Source organism: Streptomyces rimosus, from assembly GCF_008704655.1.
GTDB classification, from domain to species: Bacteria; Actinomycetota; Actinomycetes; order Streptomycetales; family Streptomycetaceae; genus Streptomyces; species Streptomyces rimosus.
In genome coordinates this window covers 9,278,963-9,303,306 of sequence record NZ_CP023688.1, presented here as the reverse complement: position 1 = coordinate 9,303,306, position 24,344 = coordinate 9,278,963, and the positions used below count along the sequence as shown (strand labels likewise).

Annotated in this window: 22 protein-coding genes and 2 pseudogenes; 11 read left to right on the top strand and 13 right to left on the bottom strand. The window is 70.1% G+C overall.

Annotation, left to right across the window (positions count from 1 at the left end; translation table 11 throughout):
* The first annotated feature begins 31 nt into the window (after nt 1-31).
* The 3 genes from CP984_RS40650 to CP984_RS40640 all read left to right on the top strand — a co-directional run bounded on the left by CP984_RS40650 (nt 32) and on the right by CP984_RS40640 (nt 2,709).
* On the top strand, nt 32-865 hold the full coding sequence (locus CP984_RS40650) for an oxidoreductase (protein ID WP_003979271.1): 834 nt from the start codon (nt 32-34) through the stop codon (nt 863-865).
* A gap of 174 nt (nt 866-1,039) precedes the next feature.
* Complete coding sequence (locus CP984_RS40645; protein ID WP_030183653.1) at nt 1,040-2,443, top strand: MFS transporter; 1,404 nt, start codon at nt 1,040-1,042, stop codon at nt 2,441-2,443.
* Between the two features lie 80 nt (nt 2,444-2,523).
* A complete protein-coding gene (locus tag CP984_RS40640) occupies nt 2,524-2,709 on the top strand; it encodes a hypothetical protein (protein ID WP_003979269.1) in 186 nt (61 codons plus the stop codon).
* A gap of 86 nt (nt 2,710-2,795) precedes the next feature.
* Here CP984_RS40640 and CP984_RS42500 read toward each other — a convergent pair whose 3' ends face one another.
* The 10 genes from CP984_RS42500 to CP984_RS40590 all read right to left on the bottom strand — a co-directional run bounded on the left by CP984_RS42500 (nt 2,796) and on the right by CP984_RS40590 (nt 11,269).
* A complete protein-coding gene (locus CP984_RS42500) occupies nt 2,796-3,332 on the bottom strand; it encodes a nucleoside triphosphate pyrophosphohydrolase family protein (protein ID WP_003979268.1) in 537 nt (178 codons plus the stop codon).
* Nucleotides 3,333-3,415: 83 nt separating this feature from the next.
* Nucleotides 3,416-3,928 carry a P-loop NTPase family protein gene (locus CP984_RS40630; RefSeq protein ID WP_030183651.1) on the bottom strand — a complete coding sequence of 171 codons (513 nt, stop codon included), beginning with the start codon at nt 3,926-3,928 and terminating at the stop codon, nt 3,416-3,418.
* Nucleotides 3,913-4,857, bottom strand: coding sequence for a nucleoside 2-deoxyribosyltransferase (locus CP984_RS40625; protein WP_003979266.1), 945 nt, complete (start codon nt 4,855-4,857; stop codon nt 3,913-3,915). The genes CP984_RS40630 and CP984_RS40625 overlap by 16 nt, the downstream gene beginning before the upstream one ends.
* A gap of 25 nt (nt 4,858-4,882) precedes the next feature.
* Nucleotides 4,883-5,701, bottom strand: coding sequence for a PfkB family carbohydrate kinase (locus CP984_RS40620; protein ID WP_003979265.1), 819 nt, complete (start codon nt 5,699-5,701; stop codon nt 4,883-4,885).
* 22 nt (nt 5,702-5,723) lie between these two features.
* Nucleotides 5,724-6,515, bottom strand: a complete 792-nt coding sequence (locus CP984_RS40615; protein WP_030183646.1) for a DNA glycosylase family protein — start codon at nt 6,513-6,515, stop codon at nt 5,724-5,726.
* Nucleotides 6,496-7,230, bottom strand: a complete 735-nt coding sequence (locus CP984_RS40610; protein ID WP_003979263.1) for an aspartate racemase/maleate isomerase family protein — start codon at nt 7,228-7,230, stop codon at nt 6,496-6,498. Before CP984_RS40610 ends, CP984_RS40615 begins: the two co-directional genes overlap by 20 nt.
* Complete coding sequence (locus CP984_RS40605; protein WP_226048761.1) at nt 7,214-8,848, bottom strand: radical SAM protein; 1,635 nt, start codon at nt 8,846-8,848, stop codon at nt 7,214-7,216. The genes CP984_RS40610 and CP984_RS40605 overlap by 17 nt, the downstream gene beginning before the upstream one ends.
* Nucleotides 8,849-9,361: 513 nt before the next feature.
* Entirely contained in the window at nt 9,362-9,919 is a 558-nt protein-coding gene (locus CP984_RS40600; RefSeq protein WP_003979261.1) for a hypothetical protein, read from the bottom strand.
* A gap of 673 nt (nt 9,920-10,592) precedes the next feature.
* Nucleotides 10,593-10,916 (bottom strand): hypothetical protein, encoded by a 324-nt coding sequence (locus tag CP984_RS40595; RefSeq protein WP_003979260.1) that lies wholly within the window; start codon nt 10,914-10,916, stop codon nt 10,593-10,595.
* Nucleotides 10,917-10,933: 17 nt separating this feature from the next.
* Complete coding sequence (locus CP984_RS40590) at nt 10,934-11,269, bottom strand: hypothetical protein (protein WP_003979259.1); 336 nt, start codon at nt 11,267-11,269, stop codon at nt 10,934-10,936.
* A 130-nt stretch (nt 11,270-11,399) separates the two neighbouring features.
* On the opposite strand from CP984_RS40590, the gene CP984_RS40585 reads away from it, so the two are divergent.
* Both CP984_RS40585 and CP984_RS40580 read left to right on the top strand, forming a co-directional pair.
* The gene (locus CP984_RS40585; RefSeq protein WP_003979258.1) at nt 11,400-12,824 is read left to right on the top strand and encodes an NAD(P)/FAD-dependent oxidoreductase; all 1,425 of its coding nucleotides are present in this window, start codon (nt 11,400-11,402) and stop codon (nt 12,822-12,824) included.
* A 1,001-nt stretch (nt 12,825-13,825) separates the two neighbouring features.
* Nucleotides 13,826-14,268: pseudogene (locus CP984_RS40580) on the top strand (NUDIX hydrolase); the annotation flags it as partial.
* 64 nt (nt 14,269-14,332) lie between these two features.
* On the opposite strand, the gene CP984_RS40575 reads toward CP984_RS40580, so the two are convergent.
* Nucleotides 14,333-16,177 carry a hypothetical protein gene (locus CP984_RS40575; protein WP_003979256.1) on the bottom strand — a complete coding sequence of 615 codons (1,845 nt, stop codon included), beginning with the start codon at nt 16,175-16,177 and terminating at the stop codon, nt 14,333-14,335.
* Between the two features lie 864 nt (nt 16,178-17,041).
* Between CP984_RS40575 and CP984_RS40570 the strand changes: the two genes are divergently transcribed.
* The 4 genes and pseudogenes from CP984_RS40570 to CP984_RS40550 all read left to right on the top strand — a co-directional run bounded on the left by CP984_RS40570 (nt 17,042) and on the right by CP984_RS40550 (nt 19,885).
* On the top strand, nt 17,042-17,245 hold the full coding sequence (locus tag CP984_RS40570) for a cold-shock protein (RefSeq protein WP_003979255.1): 204 nt from the start codon (nt 17,042-17,044) through the stop codon (nt 17,243-17,245).
* Nucleotides 17,246-17,593: 348 nt separating this feature from the next.
* Nucleotides 17,594-19,078, top strand: coding sequence for a DEAD/DEAH box helicase (locus tag CP984_RS40565; RefSeq protein WP_003979254.1), 1,485 nt, complete (start codon nt 17,594-17,596; stop codon nt 19,076-19,078).
* A 46-nt stretch (nt 19,079-19,124) separates the two neighbouring features.
* A pseudogene (locus CP984_RS42495) lies at nt 19,125-19,570 on the top strand (CBS domain-containing protein).
* 6 nt (nt 19,571-19,576) lie between these two features.
* A complete protein-coding gene (locus tag CP984_RS40550; RefSeq protein ID WP_003979252.1) occupies nt 19,577-19,885 on the top strand; it encodes an SCO5918 family protein in 309 nt (102 codons plus the stop codon).
* Nucleotides 19,886-20,143: 258 nt separating this feature from the next.
* Here the strand turns inward: CP984_RS40550 and CP984_RS40545 are convergent, their stop codons facing one another.
* A complete protein-coding gene (locus tag CP984_RS40545) occupies nt 20,144-20,482 on the bottom strand; it encodes a MerR family transcriptional regulator (RefSeq protein WP_003979251.1) in 339 nt (112 codons plus the stop codon).
* 796 nt (nt 20,483-21,278) lie between these two features.
* On the opposite strand from CP984_RS40545, the gene CP984_RS40540 reads away from it, so the two are divergent.
* Complete coding sequence (locus CP984_RS40540; RefSeq protein ID WP_003979250.1) at nt 21,279-21,668, top strand: ATP-binding protein; 390 nt, start codon at nt 21,279-21,281, stop codon at nt 21,666-21,668.
* 336 nt (nt 21,669-22,004) lie between these two features.
* On the opposite strand, the gene CP984_RS40535 is transcribed toward CP984_RS40540, so the two are convergent.
* On the bottom strand, nt 22,005-22,796 hold the full coding sequence (locus tag CP984_RS40535) for a MerR family transcriptional regulator (RefSeq protein WP_003979249.1): 792 nt from the start codon (nt 22,794-22,796) through the stop codon (nt 22,005-22,007).
* Nucleotides 22,797-23,009: 213 nt separating this feature from the next.
* Here CP984_RS40535 and CP984_RS40530 point away from each other — a divergent pair, with 213 nt between their 5' ends.
* Entirely contained in the window at nt 23,010-24,173 is a 1,164-nt protein-coding gene (locus tag CP984_RS40530) for a serine hydrolase domain-containing protein (RefSeq protein WP_003979248.1), read from the top strand.
* Nucleotides 24,174-24,344: the final 171 nt, after the last annotated feature.

Sequence of the window (24,344 nt, the reverse complement as noted above, 5' to 3'; positions counted from 1 at the left end):
GCGGCGGATCACCCGGCACAAGGAGAAGATCATGAACAAGGTATGGCTGGTCACCGGGGCGAGCAGCGGGTTCGGTCGGGCGATCACCGAAGCGGCGGTGGCGGCGGGCGACATCGTGGTAGCCGCCGCCCGCCGCACCGCGCCGCTCGACGACCTGGTCGCCACGCACCCGGACCAGGTCGAGGCGCTGCCGCTGGACGTCACCGACGTCGCCGGCATGCAAGACGCGGTCGACGGCGTGGTGGCCCGGCACGGCCGCATCGACGTCCTGGTCAACAACGCCGGACGGGGCATGGTGGGGGCCGTCGAGGAGACCACCGACGCCGAACTGCGGGACCTGATGGACCTGCACTTCTTCGGCCCGGCCGCGCTCACCCGGGCCGTACTGCCGCACATGCGCCGCCGGTCTTCAGGCGCCATCGTGCAACTGACGAGCATGGGAGGGCGGTTCGCCTTCGCCGGGGTCGGTGCCTACTGCGCCACCAAGTTCGCCCTGGAGGGTCTCTCCGAGGCGCTGGCCGCCGAGGTCGCCCCGCACGGCATCCGGGTGCTGATCGTCGAGCCTGGCGCGTTCCGCACCGGCTTCGCCGGCACCGGAACCTTGCAGCAGTCCGCGGCCCTGAACGCCTACGAGGACACCGTAGGCCCCGTCCGTTCCGGCCTGCCGGGCGGAGCCGGCCAGGAGCCCGGGGACCCGGCCAAGGCCGCGGCCGCCATCCTCACCGCGCTGGACGCCGACGAACCGCCGCTGCGTCTGCCACTGGGCAACGACGCCACCGACGCGATCATCGACCACCTCGACCGTGCCCGCACCGAACTCCACTCCTGGGAAAAGCTCACCCGCTCCACCGACTTCGACAACTGACGGCCCTCCGGCCGCCCCGCCCCTCGTCCCGCCGCCGTCCCCGCGCGGACGCGGCGGCGGGGACCTGCCGCGCGCGAGGCGCGGCTTCCTGTTGCAGGGCCGGCCTGTCCGTGGTGGCCGCCATCGCCTCCCGTACCGGTCGCGCACCTCCCCGAACGTCTCAGGAATGCCCTCATGAGATCGCTGCAAGCGTCCTCCATCGCCTCCCGCACTGCAGGCCCGGCCCGGGGCGGGGTCCCCGTGGTGCTTGGCGCCGCCCTGCTGGGCTTCTTCCTCATCTCGCTGGACGCACTGATCGTCACCGTCGCCCTGCCCGACATCGGCCGCAGCCTTGGCGGCGGCATGTCCGGGCTGCAGTGGGTGGTGGACGGCTACACCCTCGTCTTCGCCGCCCTGATGCTCTCTGCCGGCGCGGTGTCCGACCGCATCGGCGCCCGGCGGGCATACGGCGGCGGGCTGGTCCTCTTCGCGCTGGCCTCGGCCGCCTGCGGGCTGGCACCCGGCCTCGGCGCGCTGGTGGCCGCCCGCCTCGTGCAGGGCGGTGCGGCCGCGCTGATGATGCCGGCATCGCTGGCCCTGGTCCGGCAGGGCTTTCCCGACCAGGCCAAGCGGGCTCGGGCGATCGCCGTATGGACCGTGGGCGGGGCGGTCGCGGTGGCGGCCGGGCCGGTCCTGGGCGGGGCGCTCACCGCCTCCGTGGGCTGGCGGTGGATCTTCTTCGTCAACCTGCCCGCGGGCCTGCTGGCGCTCGCCCTGCTCACCCGGGTGCCCACGTCCCCCCGGCTGCCCGCGCGACTGGACACGGCTGGGCAGATCACGGCCGTCGCCGCGATGGGAGCATTGACGTACGGAGTGATCGAGGGCGGTGAGAAGGGCGTCGGTCGGCCGCTCGTGGTGGTATCACTGCTGGTGGCCGTAGTCGCGGCGGGCCTCTTCCTTGCCACGCAGGCCAGGGGCGCGCATCCGATGCTTCCGCTGCCATTGTTCCGCTCCCGCGTGGTGGCGGTCTCCCTGGTAGTCGGCTTCATGCTCAACGCCACCTACTACGGCGGAGTGTTCGTCTTCAGTCTCTACCTCCAGCAGCAGCGCGGACAGTCGGCTCTGCACGCGGGCATGCTGTTCATTCCGATGACGGCCCTTGTCGCCGTGGTGAACCTGGCCTCGGCGAAGCTTGCCGCGCGGTTCGGCCCCCGGGTGCCGATGGTGGCGGGGCAACTGGTCGGCGCGGCAGGCTCGCTGGCACTGCTCACGGTCAGCCCGCACACCCATGTGGGCACGGTGGCGGCGCTCATGGTGCCGGTCGGCCTCGGCGGAGCGCTGGCCGTCCCCGCCCTGACCGCCCTGCTCCTCGACGCCGTGCCCGCGGACCGGGCGGGCACCGCCTCCGCCGTCCTCAACACCGCCCGCCAGGTCGGCGGAGCCATCGCGGTGGCCATCTTCGGCGCGCTACTTGCCGGAGCGGACACGTTCCTGTCGGGCATGCGGTGGAGCATGCTGCTCGCCGTGGCCGGGCTCCTCCTGACGGCGGGTGCGGCAGCGACACTCCCCAGGGCCGGGCTCCGGCCCACGGAGCCGTGAGGCCGGGATTGGGCCCCACCGGGCCTGACAGCATTGCCGTCCGCGTGCACCAACCGATGATCCGTTGGGGCGATTCGGGCTTGGAGAAGGTCATCGACGACGACATGGCCGCCTACGCGCACAGCCTGCGGGCCAACGGCGTGCCCGTACTACAGATCGCGAGCAAGCTCGTCATCAACTCGGGCATGGACAAGGGCGAACATCCCTTGGTCGCCACCGTCTACCACGTCCTCGCCAAGGACGACGTCACCGACCCCACGGCCTGAGCATCACAGATGGCTACTTTGCCCCTGGGGACAGACAGGAGTCCGGGGCCGACCTCAGGTGCTCTCCGCGCGTGCGGAGGTGAGCCTTACCCCTCAGTGCTCTGAGGCGGTGGTGTGTGTTCGCGAACTCGGATGGGGACTCCGTGTTCGTTTCGGGTGTAGACGCGCCCGCGGTTCTTGGTGACTTTGTGCTGGAGTTCGGCGTACAGGTCGCGGCCGTTCATCTGGGCGAGGGCCGAGGTGCGGAGGGCGATGTCGGCCAGTTCCCCGCCGAGAACGGCCCGGTTTTCGCGCCAGGCGGTGAGGGCGTCGCCGATCTTTTTGGTGAGGAGGCCGAACTCCAGAGGAACGCTGGTGGCCGCCTCGGGAGCGCTATGCCCGCCAGAGTCTTTTCGTTCGATCTCGGCCTGCAGGTCGATGCCGTTCATCTGGGCGAGGGCGGTGGTGTAGAGGGTGATGTCGGCCAGTTCTTCCCCGAAGTCGGGGAGGTTCTTGCGCCAGGCGGTGAAGGCTTCGCCGACTTCACTGATGAGCAGGGCGACCTCCAGCGGTACGTCGGTGGTGTTGAACCCCTTCTCGATCTTGTTTTCCCAGGTGTGTTTCTGTGCGGATCGGATGTCCACGGTTCCTCCGGGGCACGGTGGGGTGCTGGTGCCGCCGGAGCCTAGCGATGGCCACGGTGCGGGCGCTGGAAGTCGGGCCTCTGTCATCCGGCCGGGCCGGAGGGCCTGGTAGTGGTGTCGATGGTCAGGACGGGCGCGTAGGCGGCGAGCATCGCGAAGGTGCGGTGGTAGCCGCAGGTCAGGGCGGTGATCTGGGCCGTGGAGGGGGCGTGGCCGTCTCGGGCCATGAGTCGCGCGCGTATGGTCGGCGGGGTGGCGGTGATGTGGACGAAGAGCCCGTCGCGCTGGGTGACGTGGGCGGCGAGTACGAGGATTTGCTGCCAGGTCAGCCGTGAGCGGCCGCGGAAAAGCGGGCCGTAAACAAGTTCGCTGAGGAAGCAGCGGTCCAGGATCAGGCGTCCGGGCCGGTCCAGCAGCGTGCGGTAGTGGTGGGTCAGTTCCAGGTGGTCCGGGGTCGGCGGGCAGTGGACGAGCGTGAATCCGTGCTGGGTGGCCAGGCGTCGGGCCAGGGTGCTCTTGCCGGCTCCGTCGCATCCTTCTATGGCGAGGGTGCGATAGGAGGCGAGGTCCTGTTCGGCGTTCACCGGTGCAGCCACGACGTGAGGTCGTCGGGAGTGCTGAGGTGGTGCCCGGCCGCGTACTGGATCATCAGGTTGCGCCAGTTCGGTTCCCGGCCGGGAGCGTGGGTGAAGACGGGGTGTGGCAGGTAGACGCCGATGCGGCGGCCCTGGGCGGCGGCTGCGCCGATGAGGGCGGCGGCGCCGGGCGGTGCCTCGGGCCCGGAAACGTCAGCGATCAGTGTCTCGGCGTGCCGGGCTTCCTCCCAGTCGGTGCGGGCTGCCACAGCGGTACCAGCGGCCGCGAAGCGCCGAGCCGCCCTCAGGTCGTATCCAGCGGTTCGTACAGCTTCGGCCACCTGCTCCGGCACGGGTGTGTACGGGGAGGGCTCGAAGAAGACGCTGCCCGCACGGGCAGGTGCCGTATGAGGAACTGCCCGATCCCCGGTGGCCGCGTCGAGAAGCGCGTCGACGCTGCGCGCGACGACTTCGTCCGCCTGGCGGTGATTGCGGGAGGCAAAGGTGGCGAACCGGTCTGCGGAGTGGTCGGCCGGCGGAAGGGGACCGAGGCGAGGGACGCGCACGACGCGGCGCGTGATCGTTTCGATCAGCGGGTCGGTGAACTCCCATCGGGGGCTGTTCGGGTGATGCGAGTAGGTCTGGAAGTCGGTGGTCATGACGATGACGGGTACGCCGAGGGCAGCGGCATAGCCGATTTCCATGCAAACGCCGTCATCCAGGCTGGGCCCGTGCAGGATGGCGATCATGCCGGTGAGGGTGCGCAGGCGCCGACGGTCGAGTTCGAACAGGCGAAGGCCTTTGACGGGTGCTTGCAAGGTTTCTTCGTCGGTGTCGCAGAAGGGCAGGAAGACGGCGTCGGCGCCGGTCTTGGCCGCCAGATGGTGGGCGAGATGTGCGGCCAGGGCGCGGTCGTGGGCGGCGAAGAGACGGTGGGCGATGTAGAACACCGGGCGGCTCCCTTCGGGTGAGACGTCAGGGGCTGTGCGGGGCGGGCAGGGGCCGCGGGCGGGTGGTGGTGTGGTGCGCGGCCGCGGTGACCGCGGCTTCGAGGGCGGCTGCGGGGGTGGCGCCCGCCAAGCGACGGGCCAGGAAGGTGCCGGCGAGGGTGTCGCCCGCGCCGGTCAGTTCGACGGCCTTCGTCGTGGGTGGGCAGGCTTCCGCGACGGGCCGGGCGTGGTGCAGCAGGCGCGCCGGGCGGGGCCCGTCGGTGACGATCACCGCGTTCAGCGTGGCCGGGTCGACGGTGCGGGCCAGGAGCCGGTATTCGGCGGCGTTGACGAAAATCCAGTCGGCGGCGGGGAGCCAGGACGCGGCCGCGGCGAGCAAGGAGTGGGCGCTGGGCAGGAAGAAGTCGGCGCTGAAGCGGGCACCGACGGTGGCCAGGCGGCTGAGGACGGCCGGCACGTGCAGGGGGCGGCGGCAGCACAGGTGGCAGAAGTCGCCGGGATGCCGGGCAAGGTGGCCCAGGGCGTGTGCGGTGAGCTGGTGAGAGACGCCGTAGGTCGCGCTGGTGCAGCGCACCGCGCCCTGGGTGTCGTAGACCATCGCGAAGGCCGCGGAGTTGCCCGTGGCGTGGCGCAGGGCGGACCAGTCCAGGCAGGCGAGATCCGGTTCGCGGGTGAGGAGGGCCAAGTCGTCGCCGATCACGGCGACGGGTGCGGCGTGGGCGCCGGCACGGGCGGCGGCAAGCGCGATGTGCAGGGCAGCTCCGCCGAGGTAATGGCCGCTGTGTCCGTCGGCATAGCGGATGTGGTCGCGGGAGATGTTGCCGATGACCGATATGCGCTGCATGGCCGCTCCCGGCAGGCAGAGGTCAGGGACGCAGGTGGGTGCAGTCGAGAACTGAGGGGCACAGGGGGCGTTGGGGGCACAGGCGGGGTGAGGGTCTGTTGAGGTAGAGGCGTTTGAAGTAGATGAGCACGAGGTGGGTCCACCAGGTCGGGGCGGCGTCGGCGGGGAGGGTGAGGGCGTGGCGGGCGGCCAGGGCGCGGTAAGCCGATGGCCGGGAACGGACGGCGGCTTCGAGGTGGTGGCGCATTTGTTCGTGGGCCGCAGGGCCGGGCGGCAGGGCCAGGCCGAGGGCGGGGGCCAGTTTGCTGACCATGCCGGAGTCGACGGGGATGATGCCGCAGTGGTAGCCGCGAGCGTACAGCAGCGCGCACTGGGCGACCTTGTACGAGGCGCCGTGGACCTGCTCGGCAAAGGAACGGATCATCGCATCGGCGTCGAGGGGGCCGGTGGCCGGGTCGATGCCGTCCTTGGCCCACCCTTGGGTCACTTCGCTCAGGGAGCGCAGGTAGGCGATGCGGGCGCGGGGCAGGCCGAGCGGGGCGACCAGCGAGGCGACTTCGGCGTCGGTGCTGTCGGCCAGCGCGTCGAAGCCGAGAGCCGCGGCGTCGCGGATGACGCGCGCGTAGGTGTCGATCATGCGGTAGGAGACGCGGCTGGACCAGCCGGCCGCGAGCATCCGCACCCGGAAGTCGGTGACGGCGGTCGGCCACCACCGGTTGTCGTCATGGTTGGCCTCGACCTCCCGGCGCACGTCGGCGAGGACCGCGGCGCGTGCCACGAGCGCCAGGACTCTGTCACTTGGGCTGGTGCTCACAGGGGGCTCCCATCGCGAGGCGGGCGGCATACAGGGCCATGGCGAGGGTGGAGGAGAAGACCGGCACCCCGAGGGCCTGCTGCAGTTCGGCCAGGACGGGCAGAGTGTGCCAGCCGGTGCACGAGAGCACCACGGCATCGGCGGTGCGCAATGCCACAGAGGGGAGATGTCGCACGAGCGTGCGGATCTGGTCCGCTGTCACCGTGGGGTAGCCGTCGGCCAGGTCCAGGCTCGCGTGGGCGGTGGTCTCGATGCCGTAGGCGGCCAGGGCGGCCGCCTCGGCAGCGGTGACCTCCTGCGGATACGGCGTGGCCAGCACGATGCGCCGGACGCCGAGGTGGGTGAGCACACCGGTCAGGGCGTCGAAGGCGGTCCGAACACCCGGCGGCAGGACAGGCGGCGCGGGGCCGGTCGGGAAGCCGGCCGAGGTGCACGCCAGGAACACGGCGTCCAGCGGCACCGGGGACAGCGCATCGAGCCCGCCGGCGGCCGCCGACCGCAGCCCGTGCCAGAACGCGGCGTCGACCGCGGTGGTGCGCGAGGCCGGCACCAGACGCGTGTAGTGAAAGACGGTGTGCGACAGGCCCAGGCGCGGCAGTTCGTCTTCCACCGCCACGTTCGCCCACGGCAGCAGCATCCCGATCCGCACGGTGCGCTCGGCCTGCCCGTCCCACGAGGCGAGCAGTCCGAGCACATCGTCAGCGCGCGGCCGCACGACGCCGCCCGTAGAGCATGCGGGGGGCATGGCCGGTGACGGTCAGGTCCCCGGCCGTACCGACCGGCGTGACCACATGCTCTTCGACAACCTGGATCGAGTACGAGCCCAGGCGCCGCCACCACGTGCCGTTGCGGCCGACGAAGTAGGACTGCAGACCCGGAATCTTCAGCCCGAGCGGGTAGACCCGCTCCTTCATCGGCCGGTCCCAGCCGTGGTCGATATCGGCCTTCCAGGAGGTGAAGTGCTCCGCCGAGGGCACCTGCTCGCGCCTGGGCAGGGCGGCCAGTGGGGTACCCGGGTAGGCCCGCACCTGGCGCACATTGGTGCGGTGGCACAGATACCCCGCCTCCAGGATCCGGCCGAGCCAGGTGAGGTTGGCAATGTGCGTGCCATGACTCTCACCGGGCAACCCGTAGACCAGATTCAGGCCCGGCAGCAGTTTCGGCAGACCGCCCGGGCCCCGCCCGGCCCCCGCCTCGTTGACATGCGCGACCGCCCGCAGCAGGACCTCGGGCGTACAGGTGAGATGGTTCTGCTCGATCACATGCCGGTCAAAGGACTCAATACCCATCGGCGCACAGTTGCCCTCCGTGCACCACTCCGCGACCAGACGGGCGATGCGAGCACCGACGGGCGAAGCCACCGCCAGCGGATCGGCGTTGTCGATGTGCAGCACCACCGACTGCGGGCACCGCTCCCAGAACCCCGAAAGCAACGCCCTGATCGCCTCCTCGTCACGGTTGCGGTAGGAGAAAAAACAGGTCTGCTGCCCCAGACGGAAGTGCCGCACCCCGGCGGCATACAGCTGCTGCGCCTCCTCCAGGACGTCCTCGACGCTGCGGAAGGCGACCACCGGGGCTTTGCCCGGCTCGTTGCAGAAATCGCAGAACACCCGACGGGTACAGCCCCGGTAGAGCTCCAGCTCAGCAATCGGCCGCCAGCACATCTGCTCGACCAGCCCGGCGAAGGAACCCCGCTCGGCGCGCAGCCGGCCGTAGTCGGTCGGCACCCGGCTGCCGACCACCAGGTCACCCGAGGTCACGCTGTGCGTATGCACCGCATCGAACAGGCCCGCGAACTCGTACGGACTGATGCGCGCGTAGGTCGCCAGCGGCCCCAGCAGATACCGGCGCCCACGCACACAGGCCAGCGCCCGGCAGATCTCCTCCAGGCTCCCGTTGACGGCGTGCAGGTGCACCGACGGCACCTTGTCCCCGGCGACGACCACCACCGCCTCAGCGTCGTGCAGCAGCGCAATGGCCCGCTCGCGGTTCACGGTCGCCGAATAGGTACGCGGATCGCTCACCGGCGGCGCCACCTCCGGCTTCCCGCCCGCCAGACACCAGCGCACATCATCGATCGTCAGATAACGCACCTCCGCACCCGGACGGGCCCGCCGCAGAGCCGACCAGGCCGCCCGCACATACGTCGACACATAAGGCGGCACACCCAGACCGCTCGGCTCCACGGTGTAACAGTCCAGCAGCACACAAACGTCCGCCATGCCTGAACCCACCCCTTCACCACAGACGAACAGAGACTCAACCGGGACTCCGCCAAGCCATCCGCTGCCGGCCGCACCCAGCGCCCAAGCCTCCTCGGAAGAACGCACCATGCGGCGGACCGGACCCTGGCACTTGTCCCAGCACCAGGTGCTGAGGCAGCTGCACGCCTTGTAGCAGCGCCTTGACCTCATCGCTACAGCCGAGCTTTCGCGCAAGCGGGAACACTCGTCGACACAGGGCACTGCATTCCCCCTCACCTCGGAATCCAGCAGGACCGAAAGCCGGCAACGCGTGAGGACCGAGCCAAGGACGCCCGAATCAGGGCTGAGCCAAGTGAACCCTCGAATCGGCGAACAAGGCCCCCGTGCAACCAGACTTTCTACCCGCCCTGGAGCCGGTGCTTCCCGCGCTCATCGGCTATACCGTGCACCGCGCTCACCACAGAGAGATGTGCTCTCCGTGCAGGCGGAGGTGAGCCGACACGGAAGAGTGATGCACGCCGTCGCGCCCCCGCATGTGCGGGGAACACGATACGAACCCGCCCCGCCGACCGCGCCCCGGGAAGCATTGGCCGGCACCTGGTCGAGGTCGGGTGCTCTCCGCGCAGACGGGGGTGTACCCGGTCATGGGTTGATGCGGTGCTGGCGGGTGGCTTCTGCCTCGATGTCGTTGAGGAGGTCTGTCACGGCCTGGCGGGCGTCGGGCTCTGTGACCACGCCTTGCGCGAGGTGGCAGAACGAGCGGATGGAGTGGTGGTCGTCCAGTTCCCCGATGTGCTGCTGGATGAGACATCGCAGCCGTGCCCATCGTCTGGCCCATTCCTCGACATGCCACCGGATCATGTCGTCCAGATACCTCAGAGCAGGACCGGTGCCATTCAGGCGCCGCTGCCGCACCAGACTCTCCCGTCCCGCACGGATCCTTTCGAAGCACCACAGCAGAGCAAAGTAGTGATCAAGTACCTGCCGGGTCTGCTCCACGCTGCGCCGCTCACCACGCCAGTAGAACTCCAGAGCACTCCTGGCCGCCGACGTGCCCTCCGACGTCAGATCGCAGTACAACGACCGCGCCAGAACGAAACTCTCCTTACTGCTGGCCCCACGAGTGGCCCAGGCCGACAGGGCAGCCGCCCCCAACGCCACAGCCGCCGAAAAACCGGCGACCCACACCTCCGGCTTCACTATCCCCTCCCCTAACGCACACCCACCCTTCCACGCCGACACCACGCGAAGAGCGGGAACAGCCAGAGGCTGCCACGCCCCACCCGCCGACGGAAGATCATCACGTCACGACGCAACGCCGTACCGGGACAGCCCGGGCTCGACCAGCGCCGTCACACAGCACACTGCGCTCCGGCGCATCATCCCTCGCCCGGCAAATGACCCTCATGCAACAGGAGTTCGCACATCACGTAACGGCAAGCCCTTCTAACGTCGCGGTTCGCGAAGGGCGCTCTCCGCGCGCGGGATTGGACCCGCCGTCTGCCAGCACTGGGAGACTCCCGGGAGTGGTCCCCGCCCGCGCAGGGTTGATCCCCGGCTCACGGTGGCCTCGGGGAGACCGTCTACTGGGCCCCACCTGCGCGGGGCTGTTGCCAGGCGGTACCGCGCGAGCAGAGGTGAACCGGCGCTCTGGGATTACTTAACCCCTGGCCCAGCGCTCTTCGCGCGAGCGGAGGTGAGCCGTGGATCCCGACCCTCGGCTCTGCGCACACCACGGGCCCGCGATGAGCCCGGCAAGCTAGCGCTGGAGCCGCCGACAGCGGAAGGCCCGCACCATGAACCTCACCGTGGACACAACCCTTCGATGCGGGCGGTCAACCCCACCGCCGCTTCGGTCCGGGGTGTCTGCTCGTCAGTGGTGGCCGAGCATTCCGGACGAGTCGATGTCGACGGTGACCACGCCGGGCGGGTAGGCCTCCTCTTTGCCGGTCAGCAGGATCGACATGCCGGTGAACTCGGGGCGTGGCAGTGCGCAGTACAGCGCGTGGCAGGTGTCCGGGTCGCCGCAGCCGTCGCGGATGAGGGTGCCGACGCTGACGGCGGCCATCATGTCGAGGCTGTCGACGACGACGGAGGAGAAGGCGAGGACGCGCTGCGCGAGGTTTTCTTCACCGGCTTCGGCCTGGGTCAGGCACAGGGCGGGGATTTTCAGGCGTTCGCCGGGTGTCTTCGCCATGTTGCCGACCAGCAGGTTCAGCGTTTTGTGGCCGCCGGCGAGCGCCGTGACGGCGCTGGTGTCCAGGATGATCGCGTTGCGGTTCCCTTGGCGGCCCGGACCTTCTCGGCAGCGATCTTGTAGATGTTGCCGAGCACGTCGGGGGCCCGCTCGAACTCCTCGTCGCGGAGGTCCACGCCCATCATGCGGCGTACGGTCTCCCGGTCGGCGGCCAGTCGCTCGGCCCGCTGCGCCGCTGTCAGCTGCTCCGCGGCAAGCGCTTCGACCAGCTGGCCGATGCTCACACCGCGCTCCTTGGCCAGCTCGGCCAGGTGATCACGCGTCTCCCGCAGAACCTGAATCGTCGTCGCCATAGCGGCAGTACAGGGTTGCTAAGGTGGATTGGCTCGTTGCACGCCAGGACACTCGTGCTGGTCACCGGCCCGGGGCACTCCGACAACTGTCACGCAGCCTGGCTACATGCCACTCAGGGGAGCGCTACCTGTGACCACCCGCCGCATCCCGTACTCCCCCACCGCCGTGGTGCTCGGTGGCGGCCTCACCGGCATGCTGGCCGCCGCCGTACTGGCCGCTCACGCCGAGGTCCACATCGTCGAACGCGACGTTCTGCCGGCGTCCCCCGCCCCGCGCAAAGGCCTGCCTCAGGCCCAGCACGCCCACTTACTGTGGTCCGGCGGTGCCCGGACCATCGAAAGTCTGCTGCCCGGCGTCACGCAGCGGTGGCTGTCGGCGGGCGCCCGCCGCATCCCGCTGCCCACCGGGCTGGTGTCCCTCACCGCCCAGGGCTGGCTGCGCCGGTGGCCCGAGATGCAGTACCTCATCGCCTGCTCACGCGATCTGCTCGACTGGGGTGTACGCCAGCAGGTCCTGGACCACCCCGGCATCCGCGTTCATACCCGTACCGAGCCCGTCGGGCTGTCCGGAACCGCCGGCCACGTCACCGGTGTCGAGGTGCGCGACACGGCCACCGGGGACGTCCAGCGGCTCGACGCCGACCTCGTGATCGATGCCACCGGGCGCGGCTCCGCGGCGACCACCTGGCTGGCCGCGCTCGGCCTGCCGCCCGTAACGGAGGAGCACGTGGACTCCGGCCTGGCCTACGCCACCCGGATCTTCCGCGCCCCGGCCGGGACGGAGCACTGGCCCATCGTCAACGTGCAGTCCGACGCCTCGGCCCCGGTTCCCGGCCAGACGGCGACGCTCGTTCCCCTCGAAGAGGCGCGGTGGCTGGTCACCCTGTCCGGCACCCGCGGCGGCCAGCCGACCAGGGAAGCCGACGAGTTCCTGCCGTTCGCCCGCAACGTACGCCATCCCATCGTGGCGGAACTCATCGCCGGCGCCGAACCGCTGACCGACGTCCACCTCTCCCGCAGCACCGTCAACCGGCGCCGCCGCTTCGACCTGTTGCGGGCCTGGCCCCGCGGTTTCGCCGTGCTCGGTGACGCCGTCGCCACCTACAACCCCCTCTACGGCCAGGGCATGTCGGTCGCCGCCCAGGAAGCCGCCGCCTTGCGCGATGCGCTGGACCGGTACGGTCTCGACGATCCGGTCCTGGCCCGGCTCTTGCAGCGCACTGTGGGGCGCCTCACCCAGGCTCCTTGGGCTATGGCCACCGGCCAGGACATCCTCTACCCCGGTGCCGTGGGCCCACGGCCTCCCGCGGCCACCCGGCTCCTGCGCGGCTACACCGACCGGCTGCTCAGGACCGCCACCGGCGACCCGGTCGTCACCCGGGCCCTGCTCGACGTGATGACACTGTCCGCGCCGGTGCAACACCTGATGCGCCCGAACGTGGCGGCCAGAGTTCTGCTGGGCCCCGCACGGCCGCCCCTGACCGGGCCTCCGCTGAATCTGCCGGCCCGGCACGTGCCGTCCGGAGCCTGCTCCCGGTACTCCGCGGGGAGATGACCGCGCCGGTTCGTAACTGCTCTGAGAAAGGCCCTCGACCAGCCACCGGCGGAACGCCAGGTGACGCGGACGACCAGCCCCGGCACCCACCGCGCGCCATGTGGTGCCGACCGGCGCACTGGCCACCACGGCGTCCCGGGCCTTCGCCGCTCCTGTCGCGTACGCGGCGGACCGTCCCTGCGGACCCGGCTCCCCCACCGGGGCCAGGCTCCCTGCAACGAGCCAGGCCCTGCTGCGCGCGGCGAGCAGATGCTCGGCGGTACGCCTCACGCGCCTCCCGCGCGGCGGCGTCAGCAGCCAGCTCGACAGCGCCGGCCATGGGCGCAAGTGACCGCGGCGCCACTGCGCGGCCCAGACCTGCCTCCGCCCCGTCCTCCGGGGAACGGCCGAGCGCTCGCAGCGCCGACCGGCGACGTCCGCGCAGGAGGGATCCGGCGGCCAGCCGGCCCACGACCACGGCGAACACCTCGTTTCTGCCGTCCGTACGGATCCGGTCGCCGGCGCACTGGAGGCAGGTGCGCATCGCGGCCTCGGCGTCGGAGGCCAGCGCCGCACCGGAGTCCACCGGATGGCCGCAGCCGGCCACGACCGCGGCGACCGCCTGCCGCGCAGCCCCTTGGTCTCGTCCCGGACCAGGCACACCGCGCACAGCCCGCCCGCCTCGGGCGCCCCGCACCACTGGCACGGCCGGGCTCAGCGGCCTGCTCGGCAACCTCTGTCTCCGCCCGGGCACACTGCCCGGCCGCCGTGCGGGCGGCTTCGGCCTCGACGGCCCCGTTCGTCCCCGGTCAGGTCAGCGGTCACCGCCTCGCGCAGCCGACGCTCCACCGCCTGCCGACATGCCAGAGAATCGGCGTCGGGCAGCTCGGCCCGTCCCTGGCCTGCGACGCGGGCGCGGCGCCGACGGCGGTCGGCGCGCAGTTCGGCGCACCGCTCGCAGGCGGCGCCGGTGAGCATCAGGGTGCCTTCGTCGCGGCGGGCGTAGGGGTACGAGCTCGACCATGAGGCTGCACCATGTGGCCGTCGTCGCTGTGCGGGACGATCAGGACCGGGTGCTCATGATGTGGCGGTACCGCTTCGTACCCAAGCGGTTCGAGTGGGAGTTCCCCGGCGGGATCGCGGACGAGGGGGCAAGCCCGGCCGATACGGCGGTCCGGGAAGTCGAGGAAGAGACCGGCCGGCGTCCGAAGTCGGTGGAGCACGTCGTCAACTACCAGCCCATGGTGGGCATGGTCGACTCACCGCACGACATCTTCGTCGCGCAGGGGCCGAGCAGCTCGGCTCATCCACGGGCCTCGAAGAGGCCGGCCGTGTTGAGTGGGTTCCGCTGTCGGACATCCCCGCGTTGATGGCCCGTGGTGACCTGATGGGTTCCGGCACGCTGGTGGCCCTGCTCCACATCGTGGCGAGCCGCCGAAAGCAGGGCCCGCCAATTGCGGACTGAGAAGCTCGCGTACCTACGTGCCGACCGGAAGCGCCACCGCCCGCACCGCCCGTATAAGGCAGCGCTACGAAGCGGTTATCCGCGTGGCGACAGCGCGGTGGGCCGCCCGGATCAGCTCCTGGTGGTCGCCGTCCAAGCTCCCAGGGCGGTGAGAACGGGGGCTTACCTGGAAGAACGCGACAGGTCCGTACAGCTTGTCTCCCTGGTCGCCGAGGAGCCTGAGCATGGCGTGGGCAACGCGGTTCTCGTGCTCTGCCGTGGCTGGTACGAGCTCTCCGATGTACGCGTTGACAGTCGTGGTGCTGTCGAGCACGATGCGGTCCACGACCCCTGCACCGGCCGAGCTGGCTTCGTTCCTCATCCGTGCGGTGGTCGCCGTCTTCATCTGCATCTCCCCGTCCGGGGTGACCAGCGCGTACGTCAGCACGGGTGAGTCGTCCTCCTCGGCGCGCCCCTCGCGGAGATTCGTGAGCCACTCCAGGACCTGGGGCCCGACCTCCTTGAAGCCTCCGCCGTCATCGAGCTCGTCATGGAATTCCACGGGGCCTTCAGCCAGGGCAGTGACCCGCTGGTGGATGTTGCGAAACGCGGCCAGGGCCTGGCTCGCCCCAGCTCGTTCCGCCAGGATCCGCCGTGCGGGGGCGAGGATGGCCGGCTTCTTCAGCCAGTGCGGGAGGTCGTACTCGGGCACTCCGCGGTCTTTGGCGTAGCCGACTCCCTTGCCGAGGTTGGTGACCGTGGCGGAGGCCACCGTGCCGGGCTTGACCCACTGGGTGCGTGCTCCCCAGGCCACGGACCGGGAGGTGGCGCTCCAGGCTACGGCCAGCATCTGCCTGAGGGTGAAGCCGTCCTTGAGGGCGGCGCGGGCCGTGTCGTGGGCTTCAGGCAGCCGTGACTCGGGGATGGGGGCCTCGCCGTACTTGTGCTTCAGAAGGCCGGCCAGGTACTGGACCACCATGCCGGCCTCGATGTCGTACACCATCTCCTGGATGGCGTCGGTGTCCTCCGACGCATGGAGTTTGTGACGCAGGATGGTGCGGATGTCGCGGGAGGCATCAGCGGTGTTGTCTCCTTCCCAGTGGGCCAGTCGCCACGGCACAGGTTCCAGGTAGACACCGCTTACGGTGTCGTCGTCGTTGTAGGCGAAGTCGTCGATGGTGACCGGTGGCGTGGGAGCGATCCAGTGGCCGGCGTACAGTTCCCGCAGCACGTCGATGTCGCGGTCTCGGGACCCGGTGAACGTGTAAGAGATCTCGTCCAGGGGACCGACCGAATCGGCGCATCCTTTATCCATGATGTCCGCCATCGCCAGGAGCACGAGCGTGCCCGTCAGGCTCGGCATCTCCTGCCAGCACGCGTGGTCGCGATGCCCGGCGAGCCAAGCGCCGACGTTGGCGCGGCGCCGCTCACGCCGTTCTTCGAGCTTCGCCTTCTCTGCCGCGGCTTGCTGGGCGCGTACGACTCGCTGCGCCCGCTCACAGTCGACGCACGGCCCGGGAGCAGTCATCGGTTCCTCCGGCATGGTGCCGGCCTTCCAGAACCCGGTGGCGGCCACCTCGGAGCGGCTGGTGACGGTCACTGGGCCGGCGCAGGCGGGGCACTGGACGGTCAGGAGGTAGGCCGTGCACGCCTGCTTCACCGTCCCGTAGACGACGCTGGTGGGACCGATGGCGGACACGTTCCGTACCCAGGTGCCAGGTTCGGTGAACTCCCAGTAGGCGAGACACAGGGCGCGTACGTCCTCGGGCGTGCCGGCGGCAACGGTCACCTCCAGCAGCGGTGGTCCGTCCGCGGGGAAGTGCGCCACCACCGGTTCCGGCACCGCGGTCGGACGCCGCCCGGGCACCTGCTGGTTCGGCTTGCTGTTCCCGGTCTGCCGGCGCTTGCGCCGACGCTGCCGCTTTCCCATGGCCACCCCCAAGTGAACGGATTAGCCAGCGTAGCGGCGGGCACTGACAACCCCGGACGGAACAAGGAGGACGGGAGAGTCGTGCGAACGCCCCCGCCGGATGTGCGGGCAGGGGCGTAGCTGTAGTCGCACCACAGGTAGCGTGTCCAGGTCGCGGCGGATGTGCATCCTGGGGGGCGTACACGAACCGGGCGCGGACGCCGAGGCCGGTCGCGGACACCTTGCGGTCTTTGACGATGCTGTCGTGGCTGTCGTGGCTGTCGTGGAGCATGGTGGCTTCGGCATCGTGCACGAGGTGGTAGCGGGTCATTCATCTCTTTCAGGGAGAGATATGGTCAGCGACCGGCGCGGCGGTTCAAACAGGGCAACCTCTCTCGCAGGAGGCGGTCCTCGAGGACGCAGGCACCCTCGAAGGCAGCGTTCGTTCCCGGACAGCTGGTGGCGAGCTTGCGCAGCGCAGCGTGGTGGAGGTCCAGCGGAGGGCCGATCGACAGCACAGCCTTCAAGCCCCGCTTGCGGCTGAAGTCTTCGCTTTTTTCTGGAGGCTGCACTCCAGGTCGACCAATATCTGTACCCGCGAAGTGAGAGTTTGACGGGCCGCGTAGTTAGGGTTTGACGAGCCACCTAGTAAGAGTTCCTGCCACAGTGAGCGGAGTGGAAATATTCAAACGACAGGGCCGTTGCGGCGTGCTACTGTCGTTCCCAGTTGCAGTTGTGGTTCCCGAACTTCAAGTGCCCTCACTCGGCTCCAGCCGGTGGGAGCGTTTTTGTATTTCCGGTCATTTTCCGGGCGGGGTAATCATTACGGCGACACGGCGTCCGCGCAGTGCGGATCCCGATGTACTGCCCCAAAGGAGATATGACATGGCTGCTGGCACCGTGAAGTGGTTCAACTCGGAAAAGGGATTCGGCTTCATCGAGCAGGACGGTGGCGGCCCCGACGTGTTCGCCCACTACTCGAACATCGCCGCCCAGGGCTTCCGTGAGCTGCTCGAAGGCCAGAAGGTGAACTTCGACATCGCGCAGGGCCAGAAGGGCCCGACGGCCGAGAACATCGTTCCGGCCTGACACTGACGCACACTTCGCAGCTGGGGCCCGCATCCTTTGGGGTGCGGGCCCCAGCTGTACGCGATTTCCGCAGCGGCATCATCGGCGGGGCGACTGGCGACGCAGAGGAATCCGTAGCCCCGCCACGCGCGGATCCCCGTTCAGCGGTGCATAGGCATCGTGAAGGACGATACCGAAGTCGACGCCCGGGCTTTACGCATCCCGACGCGTCACCTGTTTCAGCACCTGCGCCCACGCGTCTCTCCATCGGACAGGTGTATTTTTACTATCGGTCCATACTTGAAATTCTCCATGCCGCTCATCGCTGCGGGGATTCCTTGATATGCGCCGTATCGAGGAAGGTTCCGCATGAACCGCACACGCACGAACGACCGTTTTGACCGCACCCACAGTGCCGCCGCTGGAAAGGGCGCCGGCCGCTCCGGCTCGACGCCGCGCCGTTCCGGCGGGCCGAACCGTTCCGGCGGTCATGGCCGCCGCCCCGCCGCGGTGCAGGGCGAGTTCGCGCTCCCCAGGACGATCACCGCCGGGCTGCCCGCCGTTGACAGCTTCGCCGATCTCGGCATGCCCGAGCAACTCCTGGCCGAACTCGGCAGGCAGGGCGTGAGCACCCCGTTTCCGATCCAGGGCGCGACGCTGCCGAACTCCCTGGCGGGCCGTGACGTCCTGGGCCGCGGGCGTACCGGTTCCGGCAAGACCCTCGCCTTCGGCCTCGCTCTGCTCGCCCGCACCGCCGGTCAGCGTGCCGAGCCTCGACAGCCGCTGGGGCTGATCCTCGTACCGACACGCGAGCTGGCGCAGCAGGTGACGGATGCGCTCACTCCGTACGCCCGCTCCGTCCATCTGCGGATGGCCACGGTGATGGGCGGCATGTCGATCGGCAGGCAGGCCGGCGTGTTGCGGGGCGGGGCCGAGATCGTCGTCGCGACCCCGGGCCGGCTCAAGGACCTCATCGACCGTGGCAACTGCCGGCTGAACCACGTGGGCATCACGGTGCTGGATGAGGCCGACCAGATGGCCGACATGGGGTTCATGCCGCAGGTCACCGCGCTGCTCGACCAGGTGCGTCCGGAGGGGCAGCGGATGCTCTTCTCCGCCACGTTGGACCGTAACGTCGACCTACTGGTGCGCCGCTATCTCACCGACCCGGTCGTGCATTCGGTCGACCCGTCGGCCGGCGCGGTAACGACGATGGAGCATCACGTCCTGCACGTCCACGGCGCCGACAAGCATGCCGCCACCACGGAGATCGCCGCCCGCGATGGCCGCGTGATCATGTTCCTGGACACCAAGCACGCCGTCGACCGGCTCACCCGGGACCTGCTCAACAGCGGGGTACGGGCGGCCGCGCTGCACGGTGGCAAGTCGCAGCCGCAGCGCACCCGCACGCTGGCGCAGTTCAAGACGGGGCATGTCAGCGTGCTGGTGGCGACCAATGTCGCGGCGCGCGGCATCCACGTCGACGACCTCGACCTCGTCGTCAATGTCGACCCGCCGACCGATCACAAGGACTACCTCCACCGCGGTGGCCGGACCGCCCGCGCCGGTGAGTCCGGCAGGGTCGTCACCCTCGTCACACCGAGCCAGCGCCGCGGCATGGTCCGTCTGATGTCGGACGCCGGGATCCGGCCGCAGACCACCCAGGTCCGCTCGGGCGAAGAGGCGTTGAGCCGGATCACCGGCGCCCAGGCCCCGTCCGGTATCCCGGTCGTCATCACCGCGCCGGTGGCCGAACGCCCGCAGCGCAGCGCTTCCTCCCGGGGCCGGCGCCGCTCCGCTTCGGCGACCCGGCGTGCACCCGTACGCAAGTCTGTCGTCGATGCGGCGGCCTAGAACCTTCACGACCAGGAAGCTGACCCATCTCCGTAGGAGGCACCTTTTGACGCTGGTTCAGATGCAGACCCGCCCGGCGGGCGCCGGCCCCACGCACAGGAAGGCGGTTGAGGCCATGGACTCGGCCGGACCGCAGGTCTGGGATGACATGAGCGTCGAGGTGGCGTTGTCCGTCATGGCCGCGGCCCGCACGGGCCGGCTGGTCGTCTGCGATCAGGACAGCCAGTGCACCGCTCTGGTCACCCAGAGGGAACTCACCGCCATCCGCAACAGCTCCGCATACACGGACCGCGTCCGCCTGCGCGACGTCCTCGGTGTCCACGCGCCGTTCGCCGCACCGTGACCACGATGGCCGAAGCCGAGCACGCGATGTGCACCGGTCGGCTCGGTGGCCTGCCGGTGGTCGATGAGCAAGGCGAAGCTCCGGGCTTCCTCGCCCCTCCCGCTGAACGGTTTCGCCCCGGCCGGGCCGTTCTTCCCCTCTCCTTGTGAGGTCTCATGCGCTGTGTCATCGCCCGCTTCCCCTTCGAGCTCACCAAGAGCGGCGTGCTGGAGTCGATGAAGGGCATCACGCCCGAAGCCGGCACCGGTGAATTCGTGGCCATCGGCCGCCGCCGCTATCCCGTCAAGCAAGTCGGCCAGGTCATCGCCGGCCAGGACCGCCGCGATTTCACCGCCGGCGAAGTCGTCCGGGCCATGACGCGGCTCGGCTTCACCTGCCACACCCTCCCCGAGGCCGCACCCGTAAGCGCCCTCAGCCCGCTCCAGCACGCTTCCGCGATGCTCGGCACCACCCTGCCTGCCTGACCGAGGAAACAGGTACGAGCCGATACCTGGACAGCGTGTGGGCCCGGCCGGAACGTGTCGGCCGGGCCCACACGGCTTGCAACGGGTTCCCGGCGCTCGCGGAACGTGGACGAACCCTCGGGAGAACGACGGGGCGTGACATCCGTGGCATGAGGCAGCTCCCGGCCCGGGCGAAAGCCCTTGAAACGCACGGCGCTGCAGGCAGCCTGCGCGGGCGGCAGTCACGAAGCTTCTGAAGGTCGCCTGGCCCCGCCCGTCTCAGGGCTCGGTCGGCGGGTTCGGCCGTTCGGCGGCGCGGCGGTATTCGGCGTTGATCCGCTGGGCTTCTTCGAGCTGGTCTTCGAGGATGATGATGCGGCAGGCGGCCTCGATGGGGGTGCCCTGGTCGACGAGCTCGCGGGCACGGGCGGCGATACGCAGCTGGTAGCGGGAGTAGCGGCGGTGGCCGCCGGCGGAGCGCAGCGGGGTGACCAGGCGCGCTTCGCCGATGGCGCGCAGGAAGCCCTGAGTGGTGCCGAGCATCTCGGCAGCCCGCCCTATGGTGTACGCGGGGTAGTCCTCGTCGTCGATCCGGCCGTACGAGTCGTCTGCTGTCATCGAACCTCTCTCATGGAACGCGTCGAGGGGCCCGGATGCCATACAGGCACCCGGGCCCCGAAGGAACTGCTACACCATCTGCCGACCGTGATACTGCGTCGGCCTTCTGTATCCGCCGACCCGGCCGAAAAGCTGCCGGGACTGCGGGGATCGCGGTTGCTTGACCGGAGACCACCTCACTATCGATGTCCTGCGGTACCCGGACCTCACACGTACGCCCGGGCGATCCTGATGGCGCTCGCTCCTCCGTCCTTCCCTCGTGATCAACTGCTCTACTGCGTACTACTGGTGATGCGAACTGCTCAGCGGCCTGTGGCAGCGCCGCTTTCCGGCAGTCGGCCCCGTTGCCTGTCCTGCGGCACGCGGGTCGCTGCCTTACGTCCGGTGCGCGCGCCTGCAGCCGACGCCTTCACCGGGGTCCTGCTCACGGCGGCCCCTGATCACTGCGGGCCACCCGGTGCGGCCGTCAGCCCCGTCGCCATCCTGCAACCGTGGCTTCGGAACTCCACCGCCGCACCGTCCTGCATGCTGCATATGCGGGTCCTGCTGCCCGGCAGTTCGTCCCTGCCGGGCCCTGCGGTCCTTCTGGGTTACGAGAGAAATCGTAACCACGCCACCGCCCGATGTCTACTCCGGCCGACATAGATTTTTGCGTGTTCGACCGAGAGATAATCGGCTTCGAACGGTGACGGGGCCGAGGCGCAGCCCGCACCGCCGGAGTAGCGGGCGGCAGGCCGGGGCACACGCAGCGGACAGGCGGGACCGGGCATGGACGAGTCAGAGACCAGGTGACCTGGTGGACACGGTGAACCTCAGCGCCGCCCCCGCCCGCTCCGGGAACTCCGCCGCCGACGCCCGCGAGCGCGCCCGGGCCTTCCTGGACGGCCTCTTGCCTCCGGTCACGTCCGAGGCCGCGGGCACCGTGCTCCTGGTCGTCTCCGAACTCGTCACGAACGCCCTGCGCCACGCGGGCGGCACCTGGTCCCTGGAGCTGACCGCGCACCCGGACGGCATCGAGGTAGCCGTGCACGACCCCAGCCCGCAGGCACCGCGCCCGCGCACCCCCGACCTGAACGGCCGCACCGGAGGATTCGGCTGGCCCCTGGTCACCCGCCTCGCCCGCACCACCGCGATCACCCCCGGGCCGTCCGGCGGCAAGAGGGTCAGCGCGCTCCTCCCCCGGTAGCGCCACCGTCGGCCCTCTTGGGGTCGCTGAGACCCGCTGCCGGAAGCCGGAATGCCAGGGCCTGCGCACCGTTGGCCTGCCCCCGCGGGCGACCGCCTGATGACCAGCCGTGTCTGCGACGCCCGTAGGACCGGCCCCAGCCTCCTCGCGGGCTACGCCGGTCAGCAGCTGCCCGTGGCTGCGGGCGTGATGGCGTACGGCGTTCAAGGCGTGGTTGAGATAGGTGTTGCGGCGAGCGGCGAAGATGCCTTGCACCGCCTCACCGAGCCATACGCGACACCTCAACATGCGCACCCACCAGTCCCGAGGCCGGATGACCTGGGAGACGGGTGGCCGTCATGACTGCGGGACGTCGATGCCGGCCGCGCGCAGATTCGCCTCGACCAGCGCGTTCAGCCGGGCGATGGACGGTGCCTCGTCCGCCCGGTGGCCGTTGATCACCGCGTACCGGGAGGCGGCGTCGGACCGCTTCCGGAACCCGGACGGCATCGACGGCAGCGCGCGATCGGCCAGCACCTTGCCGGCCAGCCCGGCCGCCAGCTCCTCGATGCGCGGGTCGTCCGGGTCCCAGGCCCTCGCCTCCCAGCCGCGCCGGGTCAGCTCGACGTGCTCGGGGTCGTCCAGGAGACGTTCCAGCCGGGTCAGGAAACTGTCGAGGATCTCCGGCATCAGCGCCCGGACCAGCACCAGAGCCTCCCGTTGGACGGCCACGTAGTCCGGGCCGAAGTCGGCACCGGCAAGCCGGTCCAGCACCGCGCAGGCCCGGTCGGGCAGCAGGGCCCGGTCGCCGTGGGTGAGCCGGTGCAGCGTGTCGCGGCGCGCGGTCAGGTCCTCGATCTGTTCGGTGAGCCGGCGACGGACGTCGTCCAGGGCGGCGGCGAACCGCTCGGGTCCGGCGTCCAGCAGGTCGGCGATCCCGACCAGCGGCACGCCGGCCCCGGCCAGGGTCCGGACCTGGATCAGCCGGTGCAGGTCGGCCGACCCGTAGCGCCGGTAGCCGGAACTGTCCCGGTCCGGCTCGGCGACCAGGCCGAGCCGGTGATAATGCCGCACGGTCTTGACCGTGACGCCCACGAACGCCGCCGCCTGGCCGATCGTGAGCCCGTTCGCCGGGTTACGGGTGATCACAGCGGTGAGGGTAGCGCGCCTCCGCGCCAGTGCGGCACCCCCCCTCGGGGACCCCGGCAGCGCAAGGTCACGGCACGAGTTGACCTTGACCTTGGGTCAGGGTGAACGCTCGTCTCATCGCCGCCTCGAAGGGGCCGGTGGCCACCTTCCGGTGCCACCGTCGCGCGGCCCGAGCGGTGCCGCGTACCTGCTGACCCGAGACAAGGAATGACCATGAGCGAGTCCCTGTACACCGCCGAGAACTCCACCGCCGGGCCGGACCGCCCGAAGCTGCGCAAGGCCCTCCAGGAGATCGTCGATTCCGGTATCACCGGAGTGCACCTGCGCGTGCACGACGAGCGGGGCGTGTGGACCGCCAGCGCCGGGGTGGCCGAGCTGGGCGCCAACGCCGAGCCGCCGGCCGACGGGCACGTGCGGATCGGCAGCAACACCAAGACCTTCACCGCGACCCTGGTGCTGCAGTTGGTGGCCGAGGGAAAGGTCGAACTGGACGTCCCGGCAGCCGTTTACCTGCCCGGGTACGGGCTGGACGAGCGCATCACGGTGCGGATGCTGTTGCAGCACACCAGCGGGGTGTTCAACTTCACCGGCGAGTACTACGAGGACGGGACGGTGGCGCCGGGGATCCCCTCCACCATCTCGGGCAAGGAGTGGGTGGACAACCGGTTCCACACCTACCGGCCCGAGGAACTGGCACGGCTGGCGCTGTCCCGGCCCGCGCGGTTCGAGCCGGGGACGGACTGGAGCTACTCCAACACGAACTACGTACTGGCCAGACTGCTGGTCGAGAAGGTCACCGGCCGCTCGTGCGCCGAAGTGACACAGGAACGAATCGTGCGGCCGCTCGGTCTGTCGGGCACCGTCGTGCCGGGCACCTCGCCGGAGATCCCCAGCCCGTACGCCCACGCGTACTACCGGTACGAGGTCGCCGGCCGCCAGGAGACGGTCGACGTCACCCGCCACAATCCCTCCTGGATCTCCGCCGGCGGCGACATGATCTCCACCCCCCAGGACCTCCACACGTTCATCTCCGCCCTGGCAGGCGGCCGGCTCCTGCCCGCCCCGCTGCTGGCCGAGATGGCAAAGCCGCACCCCAAGAGCGGTTTCGGCCTGGGGCTGCGCGTGCAGGAAACGGGCCCCGGCGGCGACACGCTGCTCTTCCACAATGGCGGCGCCGCCGGCCACGCCGCGCTGATGTACAGCACGTCCGACGGCAGCAAGACCCTGACCGCCTCCCTGAATTATGTGGACGACGCCGCGTTGTCCCTGGCCGGAGCGTTCCTGAAGGCGCAGGACAGGCTCGTGCAGGAAGTGTTCTGCGGTGAGGTGACCGGACCGGCCGGCGAGGCGGCTGAGACTGCTCAGTCGGCGGGCTGAGGACGGCGGGGCCGCCGCCTCGGGCGTGTGCGCGGAGTGCACGTGACATCCGTGGCTTCTGGGCCTCGGCCCGTCTTTCCCTGCACCCGCGCTGATCTATCCGTTCTGCATGACGCGGGTGGTCTCCCAGCGCACCGCGGTGGGCCGCTCTCCGAAGGGTGCGCTGTTCCG

Excerpts from the sequence above, each read along its gene's own strand:
- CP984_RS40570 (WP_003979255.1), top strand. The coding sequence starts at position 17,042 with ATGGCTGCTGGCACCGTGAAGTGGTTCAACTCGGAAAAGGGATTCGGC.
- CP984_RS40575 (WP_003979256.1), bottom strand. The coding sequence starts at position 16,177 with ATGGGAAAGCGGCAGCGTCGGCGCAAGCGCCGGCAGACCGGGAACAGC.
- CP984_RS40545 (WP_003979251.1), bottom strand. The coding sequence starts at position 20,482 with ATGACAGCAGACGACTCGTACGGCCGGATCGACGACGAGGACTACCCC.
- CP984_RS40620 (WP_003979265.1), bottom strand. The coding sequence starts at position 5,701 with ATGCAGCGCATATCGGTCATCGGCAACATCTCCCGCGACCACATCCGC.
- CP984_RS40650 (WP_003979271.1), top strand. The coding sequence starts at position 32 with ATGAACAAGGTATGGCTGGTCACCGGGGCGAGCAGCGGGTTCGGTCGG.
- CP984_RS40605 (WP_226048761.1), bottom strand. The coding sequence starts at position 8,848 with ATGGTGCGTTCTTCCGAGGAGGCTTGGGCGCTGGGTGCGGCCGGCAGC.
- CP984_RS40595 (WP_003979260.1), bottom strand. The coding sequence starts at position 10,916 with ATGGCGAAGACACCCGGCGAACGCCTGAAAATCCCCGCCCTGTGCCTG.
- CP984_RS40590 (WP_003979259.1), bottom strand. The coding sequence starts at position 11,269 with ATGGCGACGACGATTCAGGTTCTGCGGGAGACGCGTGATCACCTGGCC.
- CP984_RS40565 (WP_003979254.1), top strand. The coding sequence starts at position 17,594 with ATGAACCGCACACGCACGAACGACCGTTTTGACCGCACCCACAGTGCC.
- CP984_RS40550 (WP_003979252.1), top strand. The coding sequence starts at position 19,577 with ATGCGCTGTGTCATCGCCCGCTTCCCCTTCGAGCTCACCAAGAGCGGC.
- CP984_RS40645 (WP_030183653.1), top strand. The coding sequence starts at position 1,040 with ATGAGATCGCTGCAAGCGTCCTCCATCGCCTCCCGCACTGCAGGCCCG.
- CP984_RS40530 (WP_003979248.1), top strand. The coding sequence starts at position 23,010 with ATGAGCGAGTCCCTGTACACCGCCGAGAACTCCACCGCCGGGCCGGAC.